The organism is Bacillus sp. M6-12 (assembly GCF_002860285.1).
Taxonomy (GTDB): Bacteria; Bacillota; Bacilli; order Bacillales; family DSM-1321; genus Peribacillus.
The window spans coordinates 61580-81902 of the sequence record NZ_PGVF01000020.1; the positions used below are offsets into that span (position 1 = coordinate 61580).

At 40.8% G+C, this 20323-nt stretch carries 17 protein-coding genes; 14 read left to right on the forward strand and 3 right to left on the reverse strand.

The window, feature by feature from the left end; translation table 11 throughout:
* The first annotated feature begins 12 nt into the window (after positions 1-12).
* The 7 genes from CVD28_RS20355 to arsC all read left to right on the forward strand — a co-directional run bounded on the left by CVD28_RS20355 (position 13) and on the right by arsC (position 6074).
* A complete protein-coding gene (locus CVD28_RS20355) occupies positions 13-918 on the forward strand; it encodes an ArsR/SmtB family transcription factor (RefSeq protein WP_101595896.1) in 906 nt (301 codons plus the stop codon).
* Positions 915-2138, forward strand: a complete 1224-nt coding sequence (locus tag CVD28_RS20360) for an MDR family MFS transporter (protein WP_101595899.1) — start codon at positions 915-917, stop codon at positions 2136-2138. The genes CVD28_RS20355 and CVD28_RS20360 overlap by 4 nt, the downstream gene beginning before the upstream one ends.
* Before the next feature lie 141 nt (positions 2139-2279).
* Positions 2280-2774 (forward strand): arsinothricin resistance N-acetyltransferase ArsN1 family A, encoded by a 495-nt coding sequence (locus CVD28_RS20365; protein WP_101595901.1) that lies wholly within the window; start codon positions 2280-2282, stop codon positions 2772-2774.
* Between the two features lie 117 nt (positions 2775-2891).
* Positions 2892-3878, forward strand: a complete 987-nt coding sequence (locus tag CVD28_RS20370) for a glycosyltransferase (protein WP_101595904.1) — start codon at positions 2892-2894, stop codon at positions 3876-3878.
* Between the two features lie 89 nt (positions 3879-3967).
* On the forward strand, positions 3968-4315 hold the full coding sequence (locus CVD28_RS20375) for an ArsR/SmtB family transcription factor (RefSeq protein ID WP_101595906.1): 348 nt from the start codon (positions 3968-3970) through the stop codon (positions 4313-4315).
* A 21-nt stretch (positions 4316-4336) separates the two neighbouring features.
* Entirely contained in the window at positions 4337-5635 is a 1299-nt protein-coding gene (locus tag CVD28_RS20380; RefSeq protein ID WP_101595908.1) for an arsenic transporter, read from the forward strand.
* Between the two features lie 19 nt (positions 5636-5654).
* On the forward strand, positions 5655-6074 hold the full coding sequence (arsC, locus tag CVD28_RS20385; RefSeq protein ID WP_101595911.1) for an arsenate reductase (thioredoxin): 420 nt from the start codon (positions 5655-5657) through the stop codon (positions 6072-6074).
* Between the two features lie 32 nt (positions 6075-6106).
* On the opposite strand, the gene CVD28_RS20390 is transcribed toward arsC, so the two are convergent.
* Positions 6107-6529, reverse strand: coding sequence for a DoxX family protein (locus tag CVD28_RS20390; RefSeq protein ID WP_101595914.1), 423 nt, complete (start codon positions 6527-6529; stop codon positions 6107-6109).
* Positions 6530-6962: 433 nt separating this feature from the next.
* Positions 6963-9227 (reverse strand): protein translocase subunit SecDF, encoded by a 2265-nt coding sequence (secDF, locus tag CVD28_RS20400; protein ID WP_101595917.1) that lies wholly within the window; start codon positions 9225-9227, stop codon positions 6963-6965.
* 369 nt (positions 9228-9596) lie between these two features.
* Here secDF and CVD28_RS20405 point away from each other — a divergent pair, with 369 nt between their 5' ends.
* Together CVD28_RS20405 and trhO are read left to right on the forward strand one after the other, a co-directional pair.
* A complete protein-coding gene (locus CVD28_RS20405) occupies positions 9597-10844 on the forward strand; it encodes a DUF445 domain-containing protein (RefSeq protein WP_101595920.1) in 1248 nt (415 codons plus the stop codon).
* A gap of 374 nt (positions 10845-11218) precedes the next feature.
* Entirely contained in the window at positions 11219-12187 is a 969-nt protein-coding gene (trhO, locus tag CVD28_RS20410) for an oxygen-dependent tRNA uridine(34) hydroxylase TrhO (protein WP_101595923.1), read from the forward strand.
* 538 nt (positions 12188-12725) lie between these two features.
* Here trhO and CVD28_RS20415 read toward each other — a convergent pair.
* Positions 12726-13358, reverse strand: a complete 633-nt coding sequence (locus CVD28_RS20415) for a nuclease-related domain-containing protein (protein WP_101595925.1) — start codon at positions 13356-13358, stop codon at positions 12726-12728.
* A gap of 1084 nt (positions 13359-14442) precedes the next feature.
* Here CVD28_RS20415 and CVD28_RS20420 point away from each other — a divergent pair.
* The 5 genes from CVD28_RS20420 to CVD28_RS20440 all read left to right on the forward strand — a co-directional run bounded on the left by CVD28_RS20420 (position 14443) and on the right by CVD28_RS20440 (position 20187).
* Positions 14443-15567 carry an NADH-dependent flavin oxidoreductase gene (locus CVD28_RS20420; RefSeq protein ID WP_101595928.1) on the forward strand — a complete coding sequence of 375 codons (1125 nt, stop codon included), beginning with the start codon at positions 14443-14445 and terminating at the stop codon, positions 15565-15567.
* Positions 15568-15712: 145 nt separating this feature from the next.
* The gene (locus CVD28_RS20425; RefSeq protein ID WP_101596039.1) at positions 15713-17329 is read left to right on the forward strand and encodes a catalase; all 1617 of its coding nucleotides are present in this window, start codon (positions 15713-15715) and stop codon (positions 17327-17329) included.
* 96 nt (positions 17330-17425) lie between these two features.
* Entirely contained in the window at positions 17426-17989 is a 564-nt protein-coding gene (locus tag CVD28_RS20430) for a maltose acetyltransferase domain-containing protein (RefSeq protein ID WP_101596041.1), read from the forward strand.
* Between the two features lie 324 nt (positions 17990-18313).
* On the forward strand, positions 18314-18688 hold the full coding sequence (locus tag CVD28_RS20435; protein ID WP_257985936.1) for a MerR family transcriptional regulator: 375 nt from the start codon (positions 18314-18316) through the stop codon (positions 18686-18688).
* 185 nt (positions 18689-18873) lie between these two features.
* Complete coding sequence (locus CVD28_RS20440; RefSeq protein WP_101596043.1) at positions 18874-20187, forward strand: hemolysin family protein; 1314 nt, start codon at positions 18874-18876, stop codon at positions 20185-20187.
* Positions 20188-20323 lie beyond the last annotated feature (136 nt).

A 20323-nucleotide genomic window follows, 5' to 3' on the forward strand; every position in this document is an offset into this window, starting at 1 on the left:
GGTGGTTACCTTATGTACGAAGTGGAAGTGGATTATGCGCCTGCATACGAGTTTATTACGAGCTTGTATTTCTACATTAATAAAGACCGGCTGAAAATCTATGAGCTGGGAACTGCATGGAAAAAGGAGATCGACCAGAAATTAACCCCCGTGTTTAAGGAAGCGTTAAAGGATAAGCGGATGGAGGTTATTCATAGGCTTAGTCTGCTGGTTCCCAAGTGTCCGGGAGATAGAACACCTGAAACCTTTATTTCATGGTTCAGGGGGCTTTCTCCATCTGAAATGTATGATTGCATGCTGCCTTGGGTACGTGAGATTCCAAAAGACATGTTTGTTTTGCATGAACACTTTGCATATCTATTCAATGAATGGAACGAACAGTATTTCCAACACATTGATCCGCTTATCCTTAATCTGTTGAAGCAGGATGCTAAAGAGAAAAGGGAGCTGCTCATAAATACCGCCCCTGCTGATTTAGTTGAGCAAAGTACGAATGGCATCCGCATTGAATCGGAACGTGTTCAAAAGCTGCTGCTGGTTCCTCAATACCATTATGCCCCTTCCAGTGTGATTGACTATTATGAAGGGTTCATCACTTGTTTATATCCTATAGAAAATACATCGTCTTCACCGTTTATATCTAAAAGAGCGATTCATTATTTTAGCAGTTTGTCAGATGAAAACCGCGTTCTTATCCTAAAAAGCCTGTACGGATCAAAAAGGACTTTTAAAGAATTAATAGAAATAACGGGCCTTGCTAAGAGCAACCTTCATTATCATCTCGCCATGCTCCGTACTGCCGGGCTTATTCGGGCCCTTCACTCAAGCGAAAGGGTTGAAAGCTATAGTCTTCGGCTGGACACTGCTTCTGAGATGCAGCAAAAATTTCTTTCTTATTTGAAGGGGGAAGCTACATGATAAAAGCCTGGAGGGAGTTTCACCCCGTAATAAAGATTATTTTGTCCGGTTCAGTTCTAACCAGCATGGGGAACGGCATGATTGTTCCTTATTTTGCGATTTATTTGGGTGAGCATTCAAGCCTGTCGATTTCCCAAATTGGATTCTTTATCGGAGCCAGCTCATTAGCGGGAATGTTTGGAGGGTTTTTGGGAGGAACATTATCAGATTTGCTAGGGAGAAGGAGGATCATGATTGCTTCATTATTTTTTTCCGCTTTTATCCTCCTCGGTCTTACCCTTCAGGAATTTCCTTATTTGCTTATGATATTAACTGTTGTAAAAGGCTTTACGTTATCCTTTTTTGAACCATGCTCCAAGGCGCTAATTGCGGATTTGACAGAAAGCAGTATGCGTCTTCGCGCATTTTCAATGAAGTACTTTTGCGGGAATTTGGGATTTGCGATCGGCCCCATTATCGGAACCATATTAGGGCTGACTGAAACCAGTGCAATGCCCTTTTTCATTGCATTTATAATATTCCTGACCTACAGCATAGTGTTAAATCTATTACTTATTAAATTTAATGTAAGTACTGTTTCCGGGCCGGCTGAAAAGGTTACTTTTCAGGCTTCCTGTAAAGCCATGATGAAAGACCGGGTGCTGTTTTTATTTTTGGTTGGCGGACTGCTGGCAACTATAGTCCATGGGCAGTTTTCCGTCACATTGTCCCAATACTTCTATGCAGACTTTCAAAGCGGATTAGGATTTTTGGCGTTATTATGGTCAGCCCACTCACTAGTTATCATTCTATTTAGTGTCCCTATTTCAGGTTTCATGGGTAAAAGGCCGCCGATGCATTCCATCATAATTGGCACAGCATTATTTGCAGCAGGAATTGCAGGATTTGGTTTATCGATAAATTTTCCCGCATTTTTAATCTCGATGATTGTTTTTACAATAGGAGAAATTTTTCTGATACCTGCAGAGTATGCCATCATTGATGAAATTACACCAGATTCTATTCGCGGGACCTATTACGGGGCGGTAAGCTTTACGGCCTTAGGCTCCTTTATAGGACCAGGATTGTCGGGTTTCTTATTGACCCAGTTTAACAGTCAGATTATGTTTACTGTCCTCTTTGCAATAGCAATTAGCAGTATCCTTTTCTATGGCTGGGGAATTCGGGCAAAAGGAATTAAAAGAGAATTGCTGGAAGTGCGGTTGAAGAAATCTTTGTAGAAGACTGTCTATTTTGCTGACAGCCTTTTTCTTAGGTGAGCAACGAATATCGTATGGGACGTTCGTGGATGCGTGTGATGCACAAAACCTATTGATGAGGATACATATTAGATATATTGCGAGTACGGGAGAGCTGAATATATGAAAAGTGTAACGGTAAGAGAAGCGAAATTAAATGATATTCAGGAAATTTTAGAAATCTACAACCAGGGCATTGAAGACAGAATAGCCACATTAGAATCAGAAATTAAGGATTTACCCTATATGAAGGAATGGTTTGGGAAGCACCAGGGGCGATATAAGGTTTTAGTTGCCGAGAACGAAGGACAGGTTGTTGGATGGGCCTCATTGAATCAGTACAATAATCGCAAAGCATATGCAGGGGTAGCAGATTTATCTATATATATTTCCAGGGACCATAGAAGAAAAGGAATTGGACAGCAGCTGTTACATACGATAGAAAGATCTGCCAAAGAAAACGGATTTCATAAGATTATTTTGTTTACCTTCCCATTCAACCTTCAAGGCCAAGGTTTATATCAAAAACAAGGGTATAGGGAGGTTGGACTGTTTAAAAATCAAGGAATAATAGACGGGAAATTTATTGATGTTATGGCGATGGAAAAATTGCTCTAATTGTTAAGTACAGGAGAAAGGCTATCTTCGTATATGGAGATGGCTTTTTATTTATTTGTGATTTCCGCCGCTTAACATTATGATATGGTTACTTAAAATTGAGAATGGGTGAACCTGATGCATATATTATTTTTTGCTCCATATTTTAATCAGCCAAGAGGCAATTCTACAACAATCAAGCGAATCGTTCATTTTTTGCAGCAGCAGAATTTAAACACATCGGTCATTCCTTACCTGGAGAATGATAATTGGTATTTACCTGATGCAGATATTTTTCATATTTTGCACGCTACCCGCTTTGTTAAGTGGGCTAAAGATAATAATTTCACAATTAATCGCCATTATGTTGTTACAATGGGCGGTACTGATATTAATATTGACCTGCAGCCGGACATGGAGGATGATATATTTTCCTTTCTAAACGATGCCAGCTTTATTACAGTTTTTACAGAGGATGCAAGGGAGAAGGTAGGGAATTTACACTCCAGCTGGCTTGATAAAACAAAGGTAATTCCCCAGGGAATTTGGCTGCCATGGAGAATCTCGCCGATACAGGAGGAACTGTCTCCCCGTATTTTGCTTCCTGCCGGATTGCGTCCGGTAAAAGATGTACTGCATGCTCTTCCTGCGCTTGATCATTTAGTTGAGCGGTACCCCCATATGGATTTCTCCATACTGGGTGCTAACTTAGATAATGATGTTTATAATCTGGTGCAAAAAGCCGCAGGCAATCGGCATTGGATGAAATATGCCGGTGTTGTGCCTTACGAGGTTATGAAAATCTGGTATGATCAATCCCAAATTATAATTAATACTTCGATTTCTGAGGGCCAGTCACTTGCTGTTATGGAGGCAATGGCAATGGGGCGCCCTGTCATCGCAAGAAAAAATGCAGCCAATGAAGCTCTGATTCAGCATGAACAAACAGGCTGGCTATATGATACGATGGATGAATTTATGGAGGCGGTGCATTCTATTGTTAGGAATGAGATGCTTCGGGAACAGGTTGTCCAGCAGGCAAGGGAGTGGATATCCCTGCATAGCTCACCAGAAAGCGAGGCAGATAGTTATAGAAGTCTGTATGAAAATTTGTGTAATTATTAGTTGTGCATATAAGAATATGCTTATATAATAATGGCGTGAATAATATTGGAGAAATTAAGAAGCCAGTTAATTTGACAGGGGGTTGCTCGATGCAAACTAAAGCAGAGCTTGACTTGGAATCTGCAGCTGCTGTCCTAAAGCTATTAGGTGATAAAACCCGTTTGACTATGGTGAAAATTATGGCTGACCATGAATGCTGTGTCTGTGAATTCGTGGCTCTTTTTAAAATGACCCAGCCAGCTATCAGCCAGCATTTACGAAAACTTAAAGATAGCGGAATCGTGAAAGAATCAAGAAAGGGCCAATGGATTTTTTATTCGTTAAATCAATCCTCTCCCTATTATTTTTTTGTACAAACTGTGCTCAGTGAATTGCCAAGTCAACAATATAAATTGGAACAATTAGAAGCAGAGGGAAAGCGAATCTCGTGCGACTAACAACATGGAGGTTTTATACGAATGGGTTCAGTAATTTTAGCCATTCTGATTTTTCTGGCTACATTAACATTGGTTATTTGGCAGCCAAAAGGATTGGGAATTGGCTGGTCGGCTTGCGGAGGCGCAATTTTAGCATTAATTGCAGGAGTAGTCGACCTTCATGATGTTATAGAAGTTACTTCGATTGTATGGAATGCTACGTTAGCATTTATTGCAATTATTATCATATCTCTTATTTTAGATGAAATTGGTTTCTTTGAGTGGTCAGCGCTGCATATGGCCAGGGCAGCTAAAGGAAATGGATTGAAAATGTTTGTGTATGTAAGTATTCTGGGAGCTATTGTAGCAGCTTTTTTCGCAAACGATGGGGCAGCTCTTATTCTTACACCCATTGTACTGGCAATGGTACGGAACCTGAATTTCAATGAAAAAATGATATTCCCTTTTATCATCGCAAGCGGCTTTATCTCTGATACTACGTCGCTTCCATTGGTAGTAAGCAATCTTGTAAATATTGTTTCTGCAGACTTTTTTGACATTGGTTTTGTTGAATTTGCATCACGAATGATCGTGCCGAACTTATTCTCACTGACTGCCAGCATTTTGGTTTTATATCTATTTTTCCGAAAAAGCATTCCGAAGAATTATGAAGTGTCTCACTTGAAAAAGCCGGTTGAAGCCATTCGGGATGAAAAAATGTTCCGTGTATCCGGGATTGTACTGGGTGTCCTGGTTATCGGCTATTTTGCCAGTGAGTTTACAGGTATTCCGGTTTCCATTATTGCTGGTGTTATTTCTATTTTTTTCCTCATGATAGCTAGGAGAAGTCCAGCAGTGAATACTAAAACAGTTATTAAAGGCGCACCGTGGGCTATTGTTTTCTTCTCGATAGGAATGTATGTGGTAGTTTACAGCCTGCGTAATGTAGGGTTAACAAATGTACTGGCCGATCTCATTCAAATGGCCGCTGACCAAGGTTTATTTACCGCTGCAATCGGAATGGGGTTCATCGCGGCAATTCTCTCATCTATTATGAACAATTTGCCAACCGTTATGATTGATGCCCTGGCGATTTCGGATACGAATACTACAGGAATGGTAAGAGAGGCGCTTGTTTATGCTAACGTGATTGGTTCCGATTTAGGTCCTAAAATTACCCCAATCGGTTCATTGGCTACCCTATTATGGCTGCACGTGTTGTCCTTAAAAGGTGTGAAAATCTCTTGGGGAACTTATTTTAAAACAGGTCTTATCTTAACCATCCCAACCTTGTTACTTACGTTAGTTGGACTTTATGTTTGGTTACTTGTTATTCATTAAAAAAAAGGAGATGAAGACTATGGCTAAAAAAACAATCTATTTCCTTTGTACAGGAAATTCCTGCAGGAGCCAAATGGCAGAAGGCTGGGCAAAAGAACATTTATCTGATGAGTGGGAAGTAAAAAGTGCAGGGCTTGAAGCGCATGGGTTAAACCCTAATGCTGTAAAAGCTATGAATGAGGCGGGAATTGATATTTCCAATCAAACGTCAGATGTAATAGATCCTGAAATATTAAACAATGCTGATTTGGTGGTTACGCTATGCGGCCATGCTGCAGAACATTGTCCCGTCACGCCTTCACATGTGAAACGCGAACATTGGGGGTTTGACGATCCGGCAAAGGCAGAAGGGACCGAAGAAGAAAAATGGGCCTTTTTCCAGCGGGTCCGTAATGAAATAGGAGAGCGAATTAAGCAGTTTGCTGAGACAGGGAAGTAATAGGAAAGGGAGCCCATCCAGGCTCCCTTTTCCTAATCTGAATCTCCCCAATACGAAAGATCCATTGCTGCATCAACAGATATATCTCCAGGTCCTGTCATCGCAATTCCCAGCGCAACTGCTATAAGCACCAGGTTATATTCAATTCCGCCTTTATCTGAAAACAATCCATTTTTTCCATGAACTTTCAAAATAGCGACAATCATTGGGATAATAATGAAGATAGATGCCAAAGGAGTTAGAAGGCCAAGCAGGAACAATATTCCACCGGCCAATTCAGTCAGCCCCGCCATTAAAGCCATCGTCTTTCCCGGCTTTAGTCCTAATTGTTCAAAGAATGCCCCTGTTCCTGCCGGTCCTCCCCCGCCAAACAGGCCAAATAACTTCTGGGAACCATGTGCAGCATAATAAAGGCCAATAACAACACGTATTATAAAAAGTCCAATATCCTCCATTTATTATTACTCCTTAATAAAATCTTTTAGGTTACTATTTCCTTTTACTGAAGCTTTTATTCTCTTATGAATTTCATAATTCGTATACCTCGGGGGATACTCTTCTCCTGAAAAGTCCGAAAAACCGATTCCATTTTTGGGGAAATCGCTGTCTTTGCAGTAACAAATATTATGGTGGTAAATACAAAACCTTGCATCATTTTCACTTGAGTATGCAAACCGTTTTAAAATTAAGAATTTCATAAAATTCCATTGCTTTATGTAAAGCCAGTTTATGTTTTTACATAAAATCTGCCTCCTGGAAATTCTAACAAAAGGTATTTTTCCCGGCTAATCAAACCGTATACAAAAGAAAAATTGTAGCTTCTCCTAGAAAAGTATGAAGTGTATAAAAAAACTCCGGCCCTTTAGCCGGAGTTTATAAAATCATATTTTATACCTGAGGTTCATCAGTGTATTTCTTTTTTTCTTTATAAGTGATAATCGTACCTTTTTTCTTCAATTCTTTATGCTTCCATTCCACCCATAACTGGGCAGCGATAAAGATAGAGGAATAAGTTCCGACTACCAAACCGACAAGTAGTGCAATAGAGAAGGAAAGAATGGATTCACTTCCGAATATCATCAAGGCGATTACTGACAAAGCAACCATTAACACGGTATTGACGGAGCGCCCTAATGTCTGGCGTAAGCTTGTATTTACAACATCAGCAATATCCTCATACGATTTCAGGCGTTTACGCTTCTGCATGTTTTCCCTCATCCGGTCAAACGTAACGATAGTATCGTTAATCGAATAACCAACAACCGTCAGAAGTGCGGCGATGAAGGTTATATCAACTTCAAGCCGCGTAATGCTGAAGAACGGGATGATGAAGAATACCGCATACATCAAAGCGATAACGGCCGCTATTGCCATATGCAATTCAAAACGGAAGGTTACGAAAATAATCAATCCTAAAGTAGCAAGTCCTAAAGCTTTCAAGGCATTTTTCGCTATTTCCTTACCGACAGTAGGTGTCACTGTACTTACGTTTGTATCTCCATTAAATTCTTTATTAAGGTGGTTTTTTACATCAGCAATTTCATCTTTTGATAATACGCCCTTATACCTGGCTACCCCAATATTGTTCTTCTCACCCGAAATAACAATATCATCGGTATCGATATCCATTTTTTGGAATTCAGCTGAAATTGTTTCTTTAGTTAATGCTTTTTCGGAAAGAATTTCAATCCTTGTACCCGAGGTGAAATCAATTCCTAGGTTCAGGCGGAATACCGCCAGCACAATGATTCCAATACCAAGAAGTGCACTCGAAATTACAAAGAATTTTTTGCGGTGTTTAACAAAGTCAAATCGATCAAACTTAGTAGGCAAGTCAAGAGTATCTACATTTTCAGAAAGATCGTGGATTTCACTCTTCTTAACACCAAACCAGCCTGGCTTATTATTGAAAATACCGCTGTTTACCCATAGGCCAAGCAGCCATCTGGATAAGTATACGTTTGTGATAAAGCTTCCTAAAATACCAATGATCAAACTTGTTGCAAATCCTTTTACAGAGCTTGTACCATAGAAGAACAGCACCACACCTGCTAAAAGGGTTGTCAGATTAGCATCAGTAACCGTGGAGAATGAACTTTCATTCCCGGCCTTAAAGGCGTTCTTAATCGAACGGCCAACTTTTATTTCTTCACGTATCCGCTCGTAGGTGATGATATTGGCATCAACGGCCATCCCGACACCCAAAATTAAGGCCGCAATTCCCGGCAATGTCAGTACAACATTCATCCAGTCAAAAACAAGGACAGTGAGGTAAATAAAGACCGATAAGGTTATCGCTGCGATAAAACCTGGGAAACGGTAATAGAAAATCATAAATAAGAACACAGCCGCTACACCAATAATACCGGCCTTAACGGTTTTGTTCATTGCTTGCTCTCCGAATGAGGCACCCACGGAAGTGGAATAAATCTCATCAAGCTTTACCGGCAATGCACCCGCATCAAGAATATCAGATAATTGCTTTGCTTCATCGACTGTAAAGCTTCCTACAATAGAAACTGTATCCTGGTTAAAAACCTGGCTGACTGTTGGAGCTGAAATAAATTTTGGTTCTTTTTTGGCAATTTCTTTTTGGTAAGAATCTTTTCCTTCTTCAAAATCAAGCCAGATGACCAAAACATTATTGGGAGCCATTGCCACGATCTTTTCTGTTACTTCACGGAACTTATTACTGTCTTTTAACTTTAGTGATACACTTGGCTTTCCATTTTCATCAAATGTTTGGTCCGCTCCGCCCTCGACAAGGTCAGATCCATCCATCATTAACTTATCGTTTGCATCACGGAAGGATAAGTTAGCTTCAGTTGATAAAACTTCTCTAGCCTGGTTTTGATTCTCAACGCCGGCCAGCTGAACACGAATGCGGTTCTCGCCTTCAATTTGAATATTTGGCTCGCTTACACCAAGGACGTTAACACGCCTGTCCAGCGCTTCAGCAGTACTAGCCATCACTTCACTATCAATTTTCTGCCCTTTTTTGGCTGGCTTGACTTCATACAGGACCTCAAACCCCCCCTGGAGGTCCAAACCGAGCTTTATGTTGCCCAGTATGTCTTTAGTTGTTGCCCCTAATAAACCTCCTGCTAAAACAAGAAAGCATAAAAAGGCGATAATCCGGCCTCTTTTTATCATTTGATATATATCCTCCCTTGATAAAAGCCATATCTGGCATTCTTACAGCGCCAAACGAACGGCCACTATCATATAAATAACTGCCTAATGCCTCATATGGCCAGCTCTTCACTGATACCATATTAATTCGGAAAAAACCAACACTCTCATTATGGGATAGAATGAAATGGCTGTCAATTACGCGTAACCTCTAATTTCCAATTGGCTTAAGGGGATGGAGGTGCCAATTTTTTCCGGTTTTTTCAATTGCAATTTAAATAGGAGTTGATTAGTATAAATGTAGTCAGCTGCATGCATTATCACGGTTACAGGCCATAGATCATGCATTATTGATAGAACATAAAAATTATAAAATGGATGTAGATAATTATGTCAAAAAATTCAAAGCACTTAGCTAGCATATCATTAGCAATTATGGGTACAGGATTTCTTGCGACAATTCCTTTTCAAGGGTCGATTCCATTAGGGTTACTACATGGAGGATTTGAAGCCGGGCTTGTGGGCGGTTTGGCCGACTGGTTTGCTGTTACAGCTTTATTCCGGCATCCGTTAGGGATACCTATCCCTCATACAGCTCTCCTTCCGAAGAATCGTAATAGAGTGACCAAGGCACTGGTTTCCACTCTTGAAAACGAATGGCTCTCAAAGGAAAGTATTAAGGTAAAAATCAGCCAAATAAAAATAACAGAAAAGCTATTGCCGGTTTTCGAAAAACAGCTTCATTCTCCAGCTCTAAAAATGGGGATGAAATCTCTTTTTAAAGAAATGATTTTACAAGCAGACATAAAAAAGCTTGTTCCGTTTGTTGAAAGAGAAATAAAAGCAAATCTTTCTCTTATTAAAATCAGCCCGATTGCTGATTTGATCGTAAAACAGGCACTTGCAAGAAAATATGAGGAAAAAGCATTTGATTTTGCGTTGGAAAAGGCAGAGGAATGGGTAAGTAAAGAAAATCAAAAATATGAATTAGGCAGAATCGCGATCAAGGCCCTTGATAACATAGAACTGGACGGCATCTTGCAGTTTGCCCTTAAATCGTTCAGAAGCATGATAAATGAAGAAAAGCTGGGGAGCATCCTCCAAAGTCTGCTGATGAATGCGTTGAAAGGACTGCAAGAAACCGATAGCCTGAACCGTGCAGAACTGTTGAACCAGCTGCGAAAACAGCTAACTGCTCTTTCGGATAATAAGAGTATAATAGAAGAACTTGAAAATATGAAAGAAACTCTTATTGAACAATGGAGCCCTTCTGAAAAAATTGCTGAATTCCTGCAAAAGTATCAGCAAAAGCTGCTGGATATCGTACAGGAGGATACATTTATCGATGAATATATTCTTCCTGGCCTAACAAGGTTATTAAATAAGTTAAAAGAAGATACAGCCACACTTGATAAGATCGAAGGTTTTATCCAAAAACAAATTGCCGGACTTATCAGCGAAAATCATTCTAAAATCGGTAATCTCGTGAAGGAGAACTTGGACAAGCTCGACACCGAGTCCCTTATTGAAATGATGGAGAACAATATCGGAAAGGATCTGCAGTGGATCCGTGTAAATGGGGCTGTTTGCGGGTTTTTAATTGGGATTATATTAACAGGATTTAAGGCGTTAATCTGAGCCGGGTTAAATTAATGATAATAAAAATGAAAACTCATCAATTTTTCCTTTGGTGAGTTTTTATTTTGTTCGTACATTTTTCAACTTGGTTTGATCAGAAAATGATGGGAAAGGTATAACAGACCAGGTTGCTTTAATTTAATAAAAACACTCACTAAGTACAACTTAAAATGTGTATGGGGATAGGTATTTTTACCAAAAAACGCACCAATAATATATAGAGGAAAGGATAACCGGCAATTCCAAGCAAATTTTTCACCGGTCCGGTTAATTTTTGTTATAATAAAAAATTGTGAGAGAAAGTGTATCAACTGAATAAATCGCCAAAAATACATTTAAATCTTGCAAATTTAAATTGATAGGTGGCAAACAAAATGACAGACACAAAACCATACAGAGTATTATTGTATTATCAGTATGTAACTATAGACAATCCTGAGGAATTTGCAGACCAGCATAAGGCTTTCTGCGAGGAAATTGGCCTCAAAGGCAGAATACTGGTTGCGAAAGAGGGAATTAACGGAACGGTCTCCGGTACAGTGGAACAGACCGATAAATATATGAACAAAATGAAGAGTGACCCGCGTTTCGCTGATATGGTGTTTAAAATCGATGAAGCGGAAGGACACGCCTTCAAAAAAATGAAGGTCCGCCACAGGCCAGAACTGGTAACATTAAGACTTGAAGATGATGTGGATCCGCATAAGGTAACCGGTAAATATTTAAATCCAAAAGAGTTTTACGAAAGGCTGCATGATGAAGATACAGTCGTTCTGGATGCTCGAAATGATTATGAATATGATCTAGGGCATTTCCGTGGCTCGATCCGTCCGGATATTCAAAATTTCCGCGACCTGCCTGACTGGGTTCGGGAGAACAAGGAGATGCTTGAGGGCAAGAAGATTGTCACATATTGTACAGGCGGAATCCGCTGTGAAAAGTTTTCAGGCTGGCTATTGAATGAAGGCTTTGAGGACGTTTCACAGCTGCACGGCGGCATTGTAACATACGGAAAGGATCCTGAAGTACAGGGCAAGCTTTGGGATGGACAGCTGTATGTTTTCGATGAAAGAATTGCAGTGCCTGTAAATCAAACGGAGCACGTTGTAGTTGGCCGTGATTATTACAGCGGCGAGCCGTGCGAACGCTATGTAAACTGCGCAAACCCTGCATGCAACAAAAAAATCCTTTCTTCTGAAGAGAATGAACACAAATATATGCGCAGCTGCTCACACGAATGCCGTACGGATGAAAGAAACCGCTACGTCATAGAGCATGGTCTCACAGAAGAGCAAGTAGCTGAAAGACTTGCTAAAATTGAAGAAGAAGCTGTGAAACAGTAATCATTAGTAACACCTCCTGGGATCAGGGGGTGTTTTTGTGCGTGTGAATTTTTAGGGAAAATGGGAACCTATATAGAGGGTGAAAAGTGGCGGGTTTTGCCAGCTTGTAAGTATTGGAGTATTCGCCGAGCCTCGCAGTTATGGGAAACATTTGGGATGTTAGTAGGAACAACGGCTCAAAAGTTTTGTTCAATAGGCAAGCAAGCTGATAGGCTCTAATTGGTATACCCGGTCTCTAGTTGACCCTGTAAACGGAAGATTCATGGAAGCTAGGAGATGTCTAGCAATATTCGGGGAGGTTAAATGAAGGAACTGTCGGAATTGTTGGTTGGTAATTGAGGGTTCTATTAATAGATAATATTCAAGCATGGCTTGAATATGTGCATTTCTCGAAGTTGTTAAGCATCTTGGGCAATACCAAAGGGCAGGCTTTCGCAGTAAATGAAAGCTTTGACATTTGCTGCATTGAGCTCCTGTTGTAATATCGGATTTAGAAATGCCATAGGACTTTAGGATATTCTGGTATAGTACCGTATGTTCAGCCATAATAAGTTTTTTTTACTTTCTGAAGCTGTTTTGTCGTTAATTTTTGATTCGTATGCAAGTTTGACAGTTTCTCAATTCTAGCAGCCAGATGTGTAGCATGGCACACCTTTTGGGAAAAATCTGAGTGTTCACGATTAGTTTGCAGGATAGTGGAGGGATTGCTAATAACAATTAGGCATTCTACGGGGAGGTCAGGCATTCTATGACACTTGAACCAATTCCGTAACTGTAGCCTCTGCTTGTTAACCTGTGAAAGAGGGTCAGGAAAGCCTTCTTCCTTACCGTTAATTGTTCTGATAAGCTGCTGGAAATGCCTTTCAAATAATAAGGTACCAGAAATATTTTTTACCTCAATTATGAGAGCAAAATATGGAGAAATAATTAAAGTGTCAAGCTGGACATAATATTTGCCACTAGGTAAGCGAAGATCATGGAAAATAAGAAAATTATTTTCAAGGAGAAGATTTAATTCAAAATCAATAGTTTGCTCGCCTCTGTAACCAGCATTTCTTTTTAATAAATCCGCTTCAATTGCAGGCAATTGCAGATGATTCTTTGGCAGACGACGTAATAATGCCTCATTCATCAGAATTCGTAACGGCACCCTGCGTTCTTTAACAATCACAATTGTTCACTCCTTTCGTTTAAACAACAATTCTTCTTCAGAGCCCGTAAGTCCTGCGGGAATTAAAAAATTATTCCCGTGAAAGTTATATTTTCGTTGGTGCGCAGAACCCCGGTTTTAAAAAATACCGTGAGAGTGAGTACTAATCCCATGAAAAGATGGAGTTATTCCGTGAGAATAGGGAATAAATCCCGCGAAAAAAGTCTTCAATCCCGCGAAAGTCAAATATTAGTTGGCGTGAAGAACTCCGACTTAAGAAAATACCGTGAGAGTGAGCACTAATCCGGTGAAAAGATGGAGTTATTCCGTGAGAATAGGGAATAATCCCGCGAAAAAAGGCTCCAATCCCGCGAAAGTCAAATATTAGTTGGCGTGAAGAACTCCGACTTAAGAAAATACCGTGAGAGTGAGCACTAATCCGGTGAAAAGATGGAGTTATTCCGTGAGAATAGGGAATAGTCCCGCGAAAAAAGGCTTCAATCCCGCGAATTTCAAATATTCGTTGGCGTGAAGAACTCCGACTTAAGAAAATACCGTGAGAGTGAGCACTAATCCGGTGAAAAGATGGAGTTATTCCGTGAGAATAGGGAATAATCCCGCGAAAAAAGGCTTCAATCCCGCGAAAGTCAAATTTCTGTTTGTGCGTAGCCCCCCGACTTGAAATGAATACCGTGAGAGTGAGTACTAATCCCATGAAAAGATGGTGTTATTCCGTGAGAATAGGGAATAGTCCCGCGAAAAAAGGCTTCAATCCCGCGAAAGTCAAATATTCGTTGGCGTGAAGAACTCCGATTTAAAAAAATACCGTGAGATTGAGCACTAATCCGATGAAAAGATGGAGTTATTCCGTGAGAATAGGGAATAATCCCGCGAAAAAAGGCTCTAATCCCGCGAAAGTCAAATTTCCGTGGACACGCTGACCTCCGACTTAATTTTTGAGCACTAATGCGGTTAAAAAGCGTAAAAGTCAGAGGAATGAACTGAAGCACATTAATTGATTTTTTTTGATTAATTAATTACGGTATAAAAACAGGCTTCATGATAAATCCTTTTTACGATAAGACTATAGATGGGAGCAATACATATGAATGAAAAATACAAACCGTTATTTGAGCCGCTTTCGTTTCGCAGCGGCGTAGAGCTTCGGAATCGTTTGGTGATGGCGCCGTTAACTAATTATTCTTCAAACGAGGATGGTACAGTTTCTGACGCGGAACTTCGTTATTACAGCCGTCGTTCAACAGGGGTAGGGATGGTGATCACTGCTTGTATCAATGTTACTGAAAATGGCCAGGGCTTCCCGGGGGAGTTTGCCGGATACAGCGATGATTTTATTCCTAGCATGCGCCGGCTTGCGACTGCGATAAAAGAACAGGGTGCGAAAGCCGTTCTGCAGATTTTTCATGCGGGGCGGATGGCTCCCCCAGATTTAGTATCGGATATCGTCAGTGCAAGTGCAGTTCCAGATCCGGATACAATTCCTGTAACGCCCCGTGCATTGGAAGAATCTGAAGTCGATGAAATGGTCAGGGCGTTTGGTGAAACTGCGAGACGGGCAATAGAAGCAGGGTTTGATGGAGTAGAAATACATGGAGCAAACACTTATTTGATTCAGCAATTTTTCTCCGGTTTCACTAACAGGAGGGAAGATCGGTGGGGAGGCAGCTTTGAGAAACGGCTGGCATTTCCGCTTGCTGTCGTCGAGGAAGTGCAAAAAACGGTCAAGCAGCATGCGGACCGTCCGTTTTTGGTCGGCTACCGCCTCTCGCCGGAAGAAGCATATCCGGAAGGAATCACGATGGATGATACCCTTCGTTTAATCGATGCCCTCAGTGCTAAGGAACTGGATTATCTGCACATTTCACTGCAGGATTTCTGGTCTAAGCCGCATAGGGGTGGAGAGCTGGATCGAAGCCGAATTGAACAAATTCACGACCGAATAAAAGGAAAGACGGAATTGATTGGAATCGGCAGCCTTTATTCAGCAGATCAAGTTCTGGCTGCTAAAAACACTGGCGTTTCACTAATTGCATTAGGTCGTGGAATTATCATCGAGCCTGACTGGGTTGAAAAAGTGAAAGAAGGCAAGGAAGAAGAAATTTATACATCGCTTCTTCCTGCAGAAGAAAGAAAGCAAGAAATCGAAGTTCCTGATCCTCTATGGAATATGATCACGACTATACCGGGTTGGTTTCCCCTTGAAAAATAACGATTATTATACGCCTTGAACCGTCCTTCGGCTCAAGGCGTTTTTATATAGTAAATGCATATTTTTTCCGGTGGAGGGTAAAAATGTAAGGTGTTTATTATGACTTATCATTTAGGGGAGGGAAAGATAGTTGAAAAATGAGGACATGTTGGGTAATTCGATCAGCAGGCCAGAAGAAGATACACCCAGGAGCAATCAGGAAACAACTGATACACTGACGAACAGGCAAGGCCACCCGGTAACTGACAATCAGAACGTTCGGACAGTAGGAAACCGTGGGCCAGTGACTTTGGAGAATTATGATTTTCTTGAAAAAATAAGCCACTTTGACAGAGAAAGAATCCCTGAGCGCGTTGTTCACGGCCGTGGTGCGGGGGCGCATGGTTATTTCGAGGCTTATGGAACGGTGGGCGATGAGCCTGTATCCAAATATACGCGTGCAAAGCTGTTTCAGGAGAAGGGTAAACAAACTCCTGTCTTTGTCCGCTTTTCAACTGTAATCCATGGTACCCATTCTCCGGAAACGCTAAGGGACCCGCGCGGCTTTGCAGTAAAATTCTACACGGAAGATGGAAACTGGGATCTGGTCGGCAACAATTTGAAAATATTCTTTATCCGTGATCCACTTAAATTTCCTGACTTGATTCATGCTTTTAAGCCTGATCCGGTGACAAACCTGCAGGATGGAGAAAGGATTTTCGATTTCATTTCCAACACCCCTGAAGCAATGCACATGATTACCTTTTTATTTTCCCCATGGGGTATTCCGGCTAATTACAGACAAATGCAAGGCTCTGGTGTAAATACATACAGGTGGGTAAATGAAGAAGGCGAAGCTGTTCTCGTAAAATATCACTGGGAGCCAAAGCAGGGCATCAAAAACCTGACTCAAAAGGATGCTGAGCAAATTCAGGCAAAGAACTTCAACCATGCGACTCAGGATCTATATGAATCAATCGAAAACGGTGATTATCCTGAATGGGAGTTCCTTGTACAAATTATGAGCGATGAAGAGCATCTTGAGCTGGATTTTGATCCTTTGGATGATACAAAACTATGGCCTGAAGATAAGTTTCCATGGCTGCCGGTTGGACGTATGGTTCTGGACAGAAATCCTCAAGATTACTTCACTGAAGTAGAGCAAGCTGCCTTTGGTACTGGTGTACTAGTCGATGGATTGGATTTCTCCGACGATAAAATGCTTCAGGGAAGAACCTTTTCATATTCCGACACGCAGCGCTATAGGGTGGGGCCTAACTATTTGCAGCTGCCAATTAATGCACCAAAAAAACGTGTTGCAACAAATCAGCGCGGCGGGCAAATGCAATATAAAGTAGATTTAGGAGAAAACCAGAATCCGCATGTAAACTATGAACCATCGACCCTAGACGGCTTAAAGGAAGCGAAGCAAACAGGCAAGCCGCATACTCCATATGTGGAAGGAGAACTCGTCCGCACTCCGATTGACCGTACCAATAATTTTGGACAGGCTGGAGATACCTACAGGCACCTTGATGAATGGGAAAGAGAAGAATTAATTACAAACCTAGTCAATACGCTAGCTCCTTGTGATGAACGAATTAAGGATAAAATGATGGAGATGTTTTACAAGTGTGATGAAGATTATGGCAGAAGAGTGGAGGAAGGTTTACGGAATGCCTCTACCGGCAACACTTCCACACGTGAACCAATTGGTGCTGAAGGTGCAGAAGATGCACCACGGCAGGCTGAAGAAAAAGGACATTCACAGGATCCTTATTGACTTTGGGATATAGCGGTAAAGCCCCTCCAGATTATCTGAGGGGCTTTTAATAGATAAGAAAGTATACTTTCCTGGGGCGGAGGTTGAAGGCTTGTGATGAATTCTGAAAAAGAAAAAATGCTACGAGGTGAGTTATACATTGCATCAGATCAGGAACTTGTTAAGGATAGGCAAAATGCCAGGAGATTAACACGGCTTTATAACGATACAGAGGAAACTCAGGATGAAATGCGGTCAGCGCTGCTAAAAGATTTATTCGGCACAACTGGCAATAATATTTATATAGAACCCGCCTTTCGCTGTGATTATGGCTATAACATCCATGTTGGTGAAAATTTTTATGCGAATTTTGATTGTGTGATTCTTGATGTCTGCAAAGTGACGATTGGCGAAAACTGCCTTTTAGCACCGGGGGTCCATATTTATACAGCGACACATCCTCTAGATGCTGCACAGAGGATAAGCGGAGCGGAGTATGGAAGACCTGTAGTGATAGGAGATAATGTCTGGATTGGCGGCAGGGCTGTGGTAAACCCGGGAGTTACCATCGGAAATAACGCTGTCATTGCTTCAGGATCCATTGTAACAAAGGATGTCCCACACAACGTGGTGGTCGGCGGAAACCCAGCCAGGGTAATAAAGAAATTGGGCATAACATGAAACACAGAAGTCCTTGCTTAGCAGCAGGGGCTTTTAATTGTGTGCATTTCGGTTTTTTAATGGTTCATCGATGTAACTGGATTTCTCCAGTGCCCAGCCTCGACGCAAGTACGCGTTAGTGCCGACGTCGCGATCTTAGCCGTTCTTCCTCTGAAAAAGGGCGATTGCACTTTGTACTTGCTCTTATAACCCCGTTTTATTCCTAAATGCATATAAGTTGAAGTCTGTATTGAAGTTATCTATAATTTTCCTATAACCAAAACGTTATGGTTTGGGGGGAACAATAATGGGGTCGAGCATCTGAAAATTGGTGAATTGGCCGATTTGGCTAATGTAACAAAACGGACAATTGATTATTACACAACAAAAGGTTTGTTAGAAGCTTCACGCTCTGATTCAAACTATCGGTATTATGATAAAGAGGCTATCGATCAATTGCGTTTCATAGAAAAATGCAAAAATAACGGTTTGTCGTTAGAAAGTATAAAACAGCTTATAAAGTGCCGGGACTTAAAACAGCCAGATATTGAGAAAGCAAGCCGGGAGCTTGGGGAAAAATTAAAAGACTTAAATACTGATCTTGGAACAATTCTTTCCATGCTGGAGAAGGCTGACGGAAATAGCAAGCTGCATGTAAAAAGGACTATTTCCAAAGAAAGCCTTTCACTTATTCAGTCCCTTATTTTATTACTCGTATAAGAAAATATAACTGTGAAGTTTACTGTATCGAAGATAAGGGTATCGCACAATCTAAGGAAATAGAAAATATTTTTCCAGCGAGTAAGGCGGAATGAATTCTTTTCAAAATAACTTGTCTTCATTTATATAGGAGGTGTATGCCTTACATTTTGTAGGGCTGCTCATTGGATAATATAACGCTTAATTTGTTTTTAGTGGCTTTATTAATAGCTTTAACCGCTTTTTTTGTGGCATCCGAATTTGCTATCATTAGGATTAGGAGCTCGCGGGTGAACCAATTGATTGAGGAAGGAAACAAAAATGCACTGGCAGCGCAGAGAGTTACCTCACATTTGGATGAATACTTGTCGGCCTGCCAGCTCGGTATTACTGTTACCGCCCTCGGACTTGGTTGGCTTGGTGAGCCTACGGTAGAAGCACTGCTTCATCCGCTTTTTGAAAAAATTCATTTAAATGAATCGCTTAGTCATGTTCTTTCGTTTGGAATTGCATTTGCTTCCGTCACGTTCATCCATGTAGTGGTAGGGGAGCTGGCACCAAAAACGGTAGCTATTCAAAAAGCAGAAACGGTCACTTTGCTATTTTCTAAACCTTTAATTGTGTTTTATCGAGTAATGTATCCTTTCATTTGGGCATTAAATCACTCTGCCCGCTTTGTGACAGGAATATTTGGGTTAAAACCTGCATCGGAGAATGAGATTGCCCACTCCGAGGAGGAGCTGCGAATAATCCTTTCAGAAAGCTATAAAAGCGGTGAAATTAACCAGTCTGAATATAAATACGTAAATAAGATATTTGAATTCGATGAAAGAATTGCAAAAGAAATTATGGTGCCAAGAACAGAATTGGTTGCCCTTGAGAAGGACAGCACGCTTGAAGAGGTTCTTGCACTTGTACAGGAAGAAAAATTCACCCGATACCCTGTGATTGAAGGGGATAAGGACAATGTAATCGGAATGGTCAATATGAAAAATCTTTTCACAGCGATATTGGCCCAGGATAATGTATCGAAATTTTCGCTTGAGAACTTCGTTACCCCGGTTATCAGAGTCCTGGAAACGGTAGCGATTCATGATCTTTTGTTAAAGATGCAAAAGGAGCGAATTCATTTGGCTATATTGTCAGATGAATATGGCGGTACTGCCGGATTGGTTACCGTAGAGGACATCCTTGAGGAAATTGTTGGCGAAATCAGGGATGAATTCGACCAGGATGAAAGGCCAAACATTCAAAAGGTAAACAACAATCTGTACATCTTTGATGCTAAAACATTGATCGAGGATGTAAACGACACATTAGGTATTGAAATGGAAGAAGAAGAAGTCGATACACTGGGCGGGTGGATCCTCACTCAAAACTATAATGTTGAAATTGGAGATATCCTTGAATTTGAAGGCCATGAGTTTAAGGTAAAAGAAATGGACGGGCACCATATCATGTATGTTGAAGTAAAGAAGGCACAAAAGGAAAAATCGCCTGATGCCATACAAGAAATTTAAATTATCCTGGAGAAACGGGCTCATTTCATTTTGAGCCTGTTTTTTATTGATGCCTGGAAACCCTCTTCCGGTTTTAAAAGTGATAAAATATTAAAGAGAATTAAAAAAATAATAGAGATTTAAATGCTAGAGATAA

Coding starts and splice junctions, on each gene's coding strand:
- CVD28_RS20355 (WP_101595896.1), top strand. CDS start 13: ATGTACGAAGTGGAAGTGGATTATGCGCCTGCATACGAGTTTATTACG.
- CVD28_RS20360 (WP_101595899.1), top strand. CDS start 915: ATGATAAAAGCCTGGAGGGAGTTTCACCCCGTAATAAAGATTATTTTG.
- CVD28_RS20365 (WP_101595901.1), top strand. CDS start 2,280: ATGAAAAGTGTAACGGTAAGAGAAGCGAAATTAAATGATATTCAGGAA.
- CVD28_RS20370 (WP_101595904.1), top strand. CDS start 2,892: ATGCATATATTATTTTTTGCTCCATATTTTAATCAGCCAAGAGGCAAT.
- CVD28_RS20375 (WP_101595906.1), top strand. CDS start 3,968: ATGCAAACTAAAGCAGAGCTTGACTTGGAATCTGCAGCTGCTGTCCTA.
- CVD28_RS20380 (WP_101595908.1), top strand. CDS start 4,337: ATGGGTTCAGTAATTTTAGCCATTCTGATTTTTCTGGCTACATTAACA.
- arsC (WP_101595911.1), top strand. CDS start 5,655: ATGGCTAAAAAAACAATCTATTTCCTTTGTACAGGAAATTCCTGCAGG.
- CVD28_RS20390 (WP_101595914.1), bottom strand. CDS start 6,529: ATGGAGGATATTGGACTTTTTATAATACGTGTTGTTATTGGCCTTTAT.
- secDF (WP_101595917.1), bottom strand. CDS start 9,227: ATGATAAAAAGAGGCCGGATTATCGCCTTTTTATGCTTTCTTGTTTTA.
- CVD28_RS20405 (WP_101595920.1), top strand. CDS start 9,597: ATGTCAAAAAATTCAAAGCACTTAGCTAGCATATCATTAGCAATTATG.
- trhO (WP_101595923.1), top strand. CDS start 11,219: ATGACAGACACAAAACCATACAGAGTATTATTGTATTATCAGTATGTA.
- CVD28_RS20420 (WP_101595928.1), top strand. CDS start 14,443: ATGAATGAAAAATACAAACCGTTATTTGAGCCGCTTTCGTTTCGCAGC.
- CVD28_RS20425 (WP_101596039.1), top strand. CDS start 15,713: ATGTTGGGTAATTCGATCAGCAGGCCAGAAGAAGATACACCCAGGAGC.
- CVD28_RS20430 (WP_101596041.1), top strand. CDS start 17,426: ATGAATTCTGAAAAAGAAAAAATGCTACGAGGTGAGTTATACATTGCA.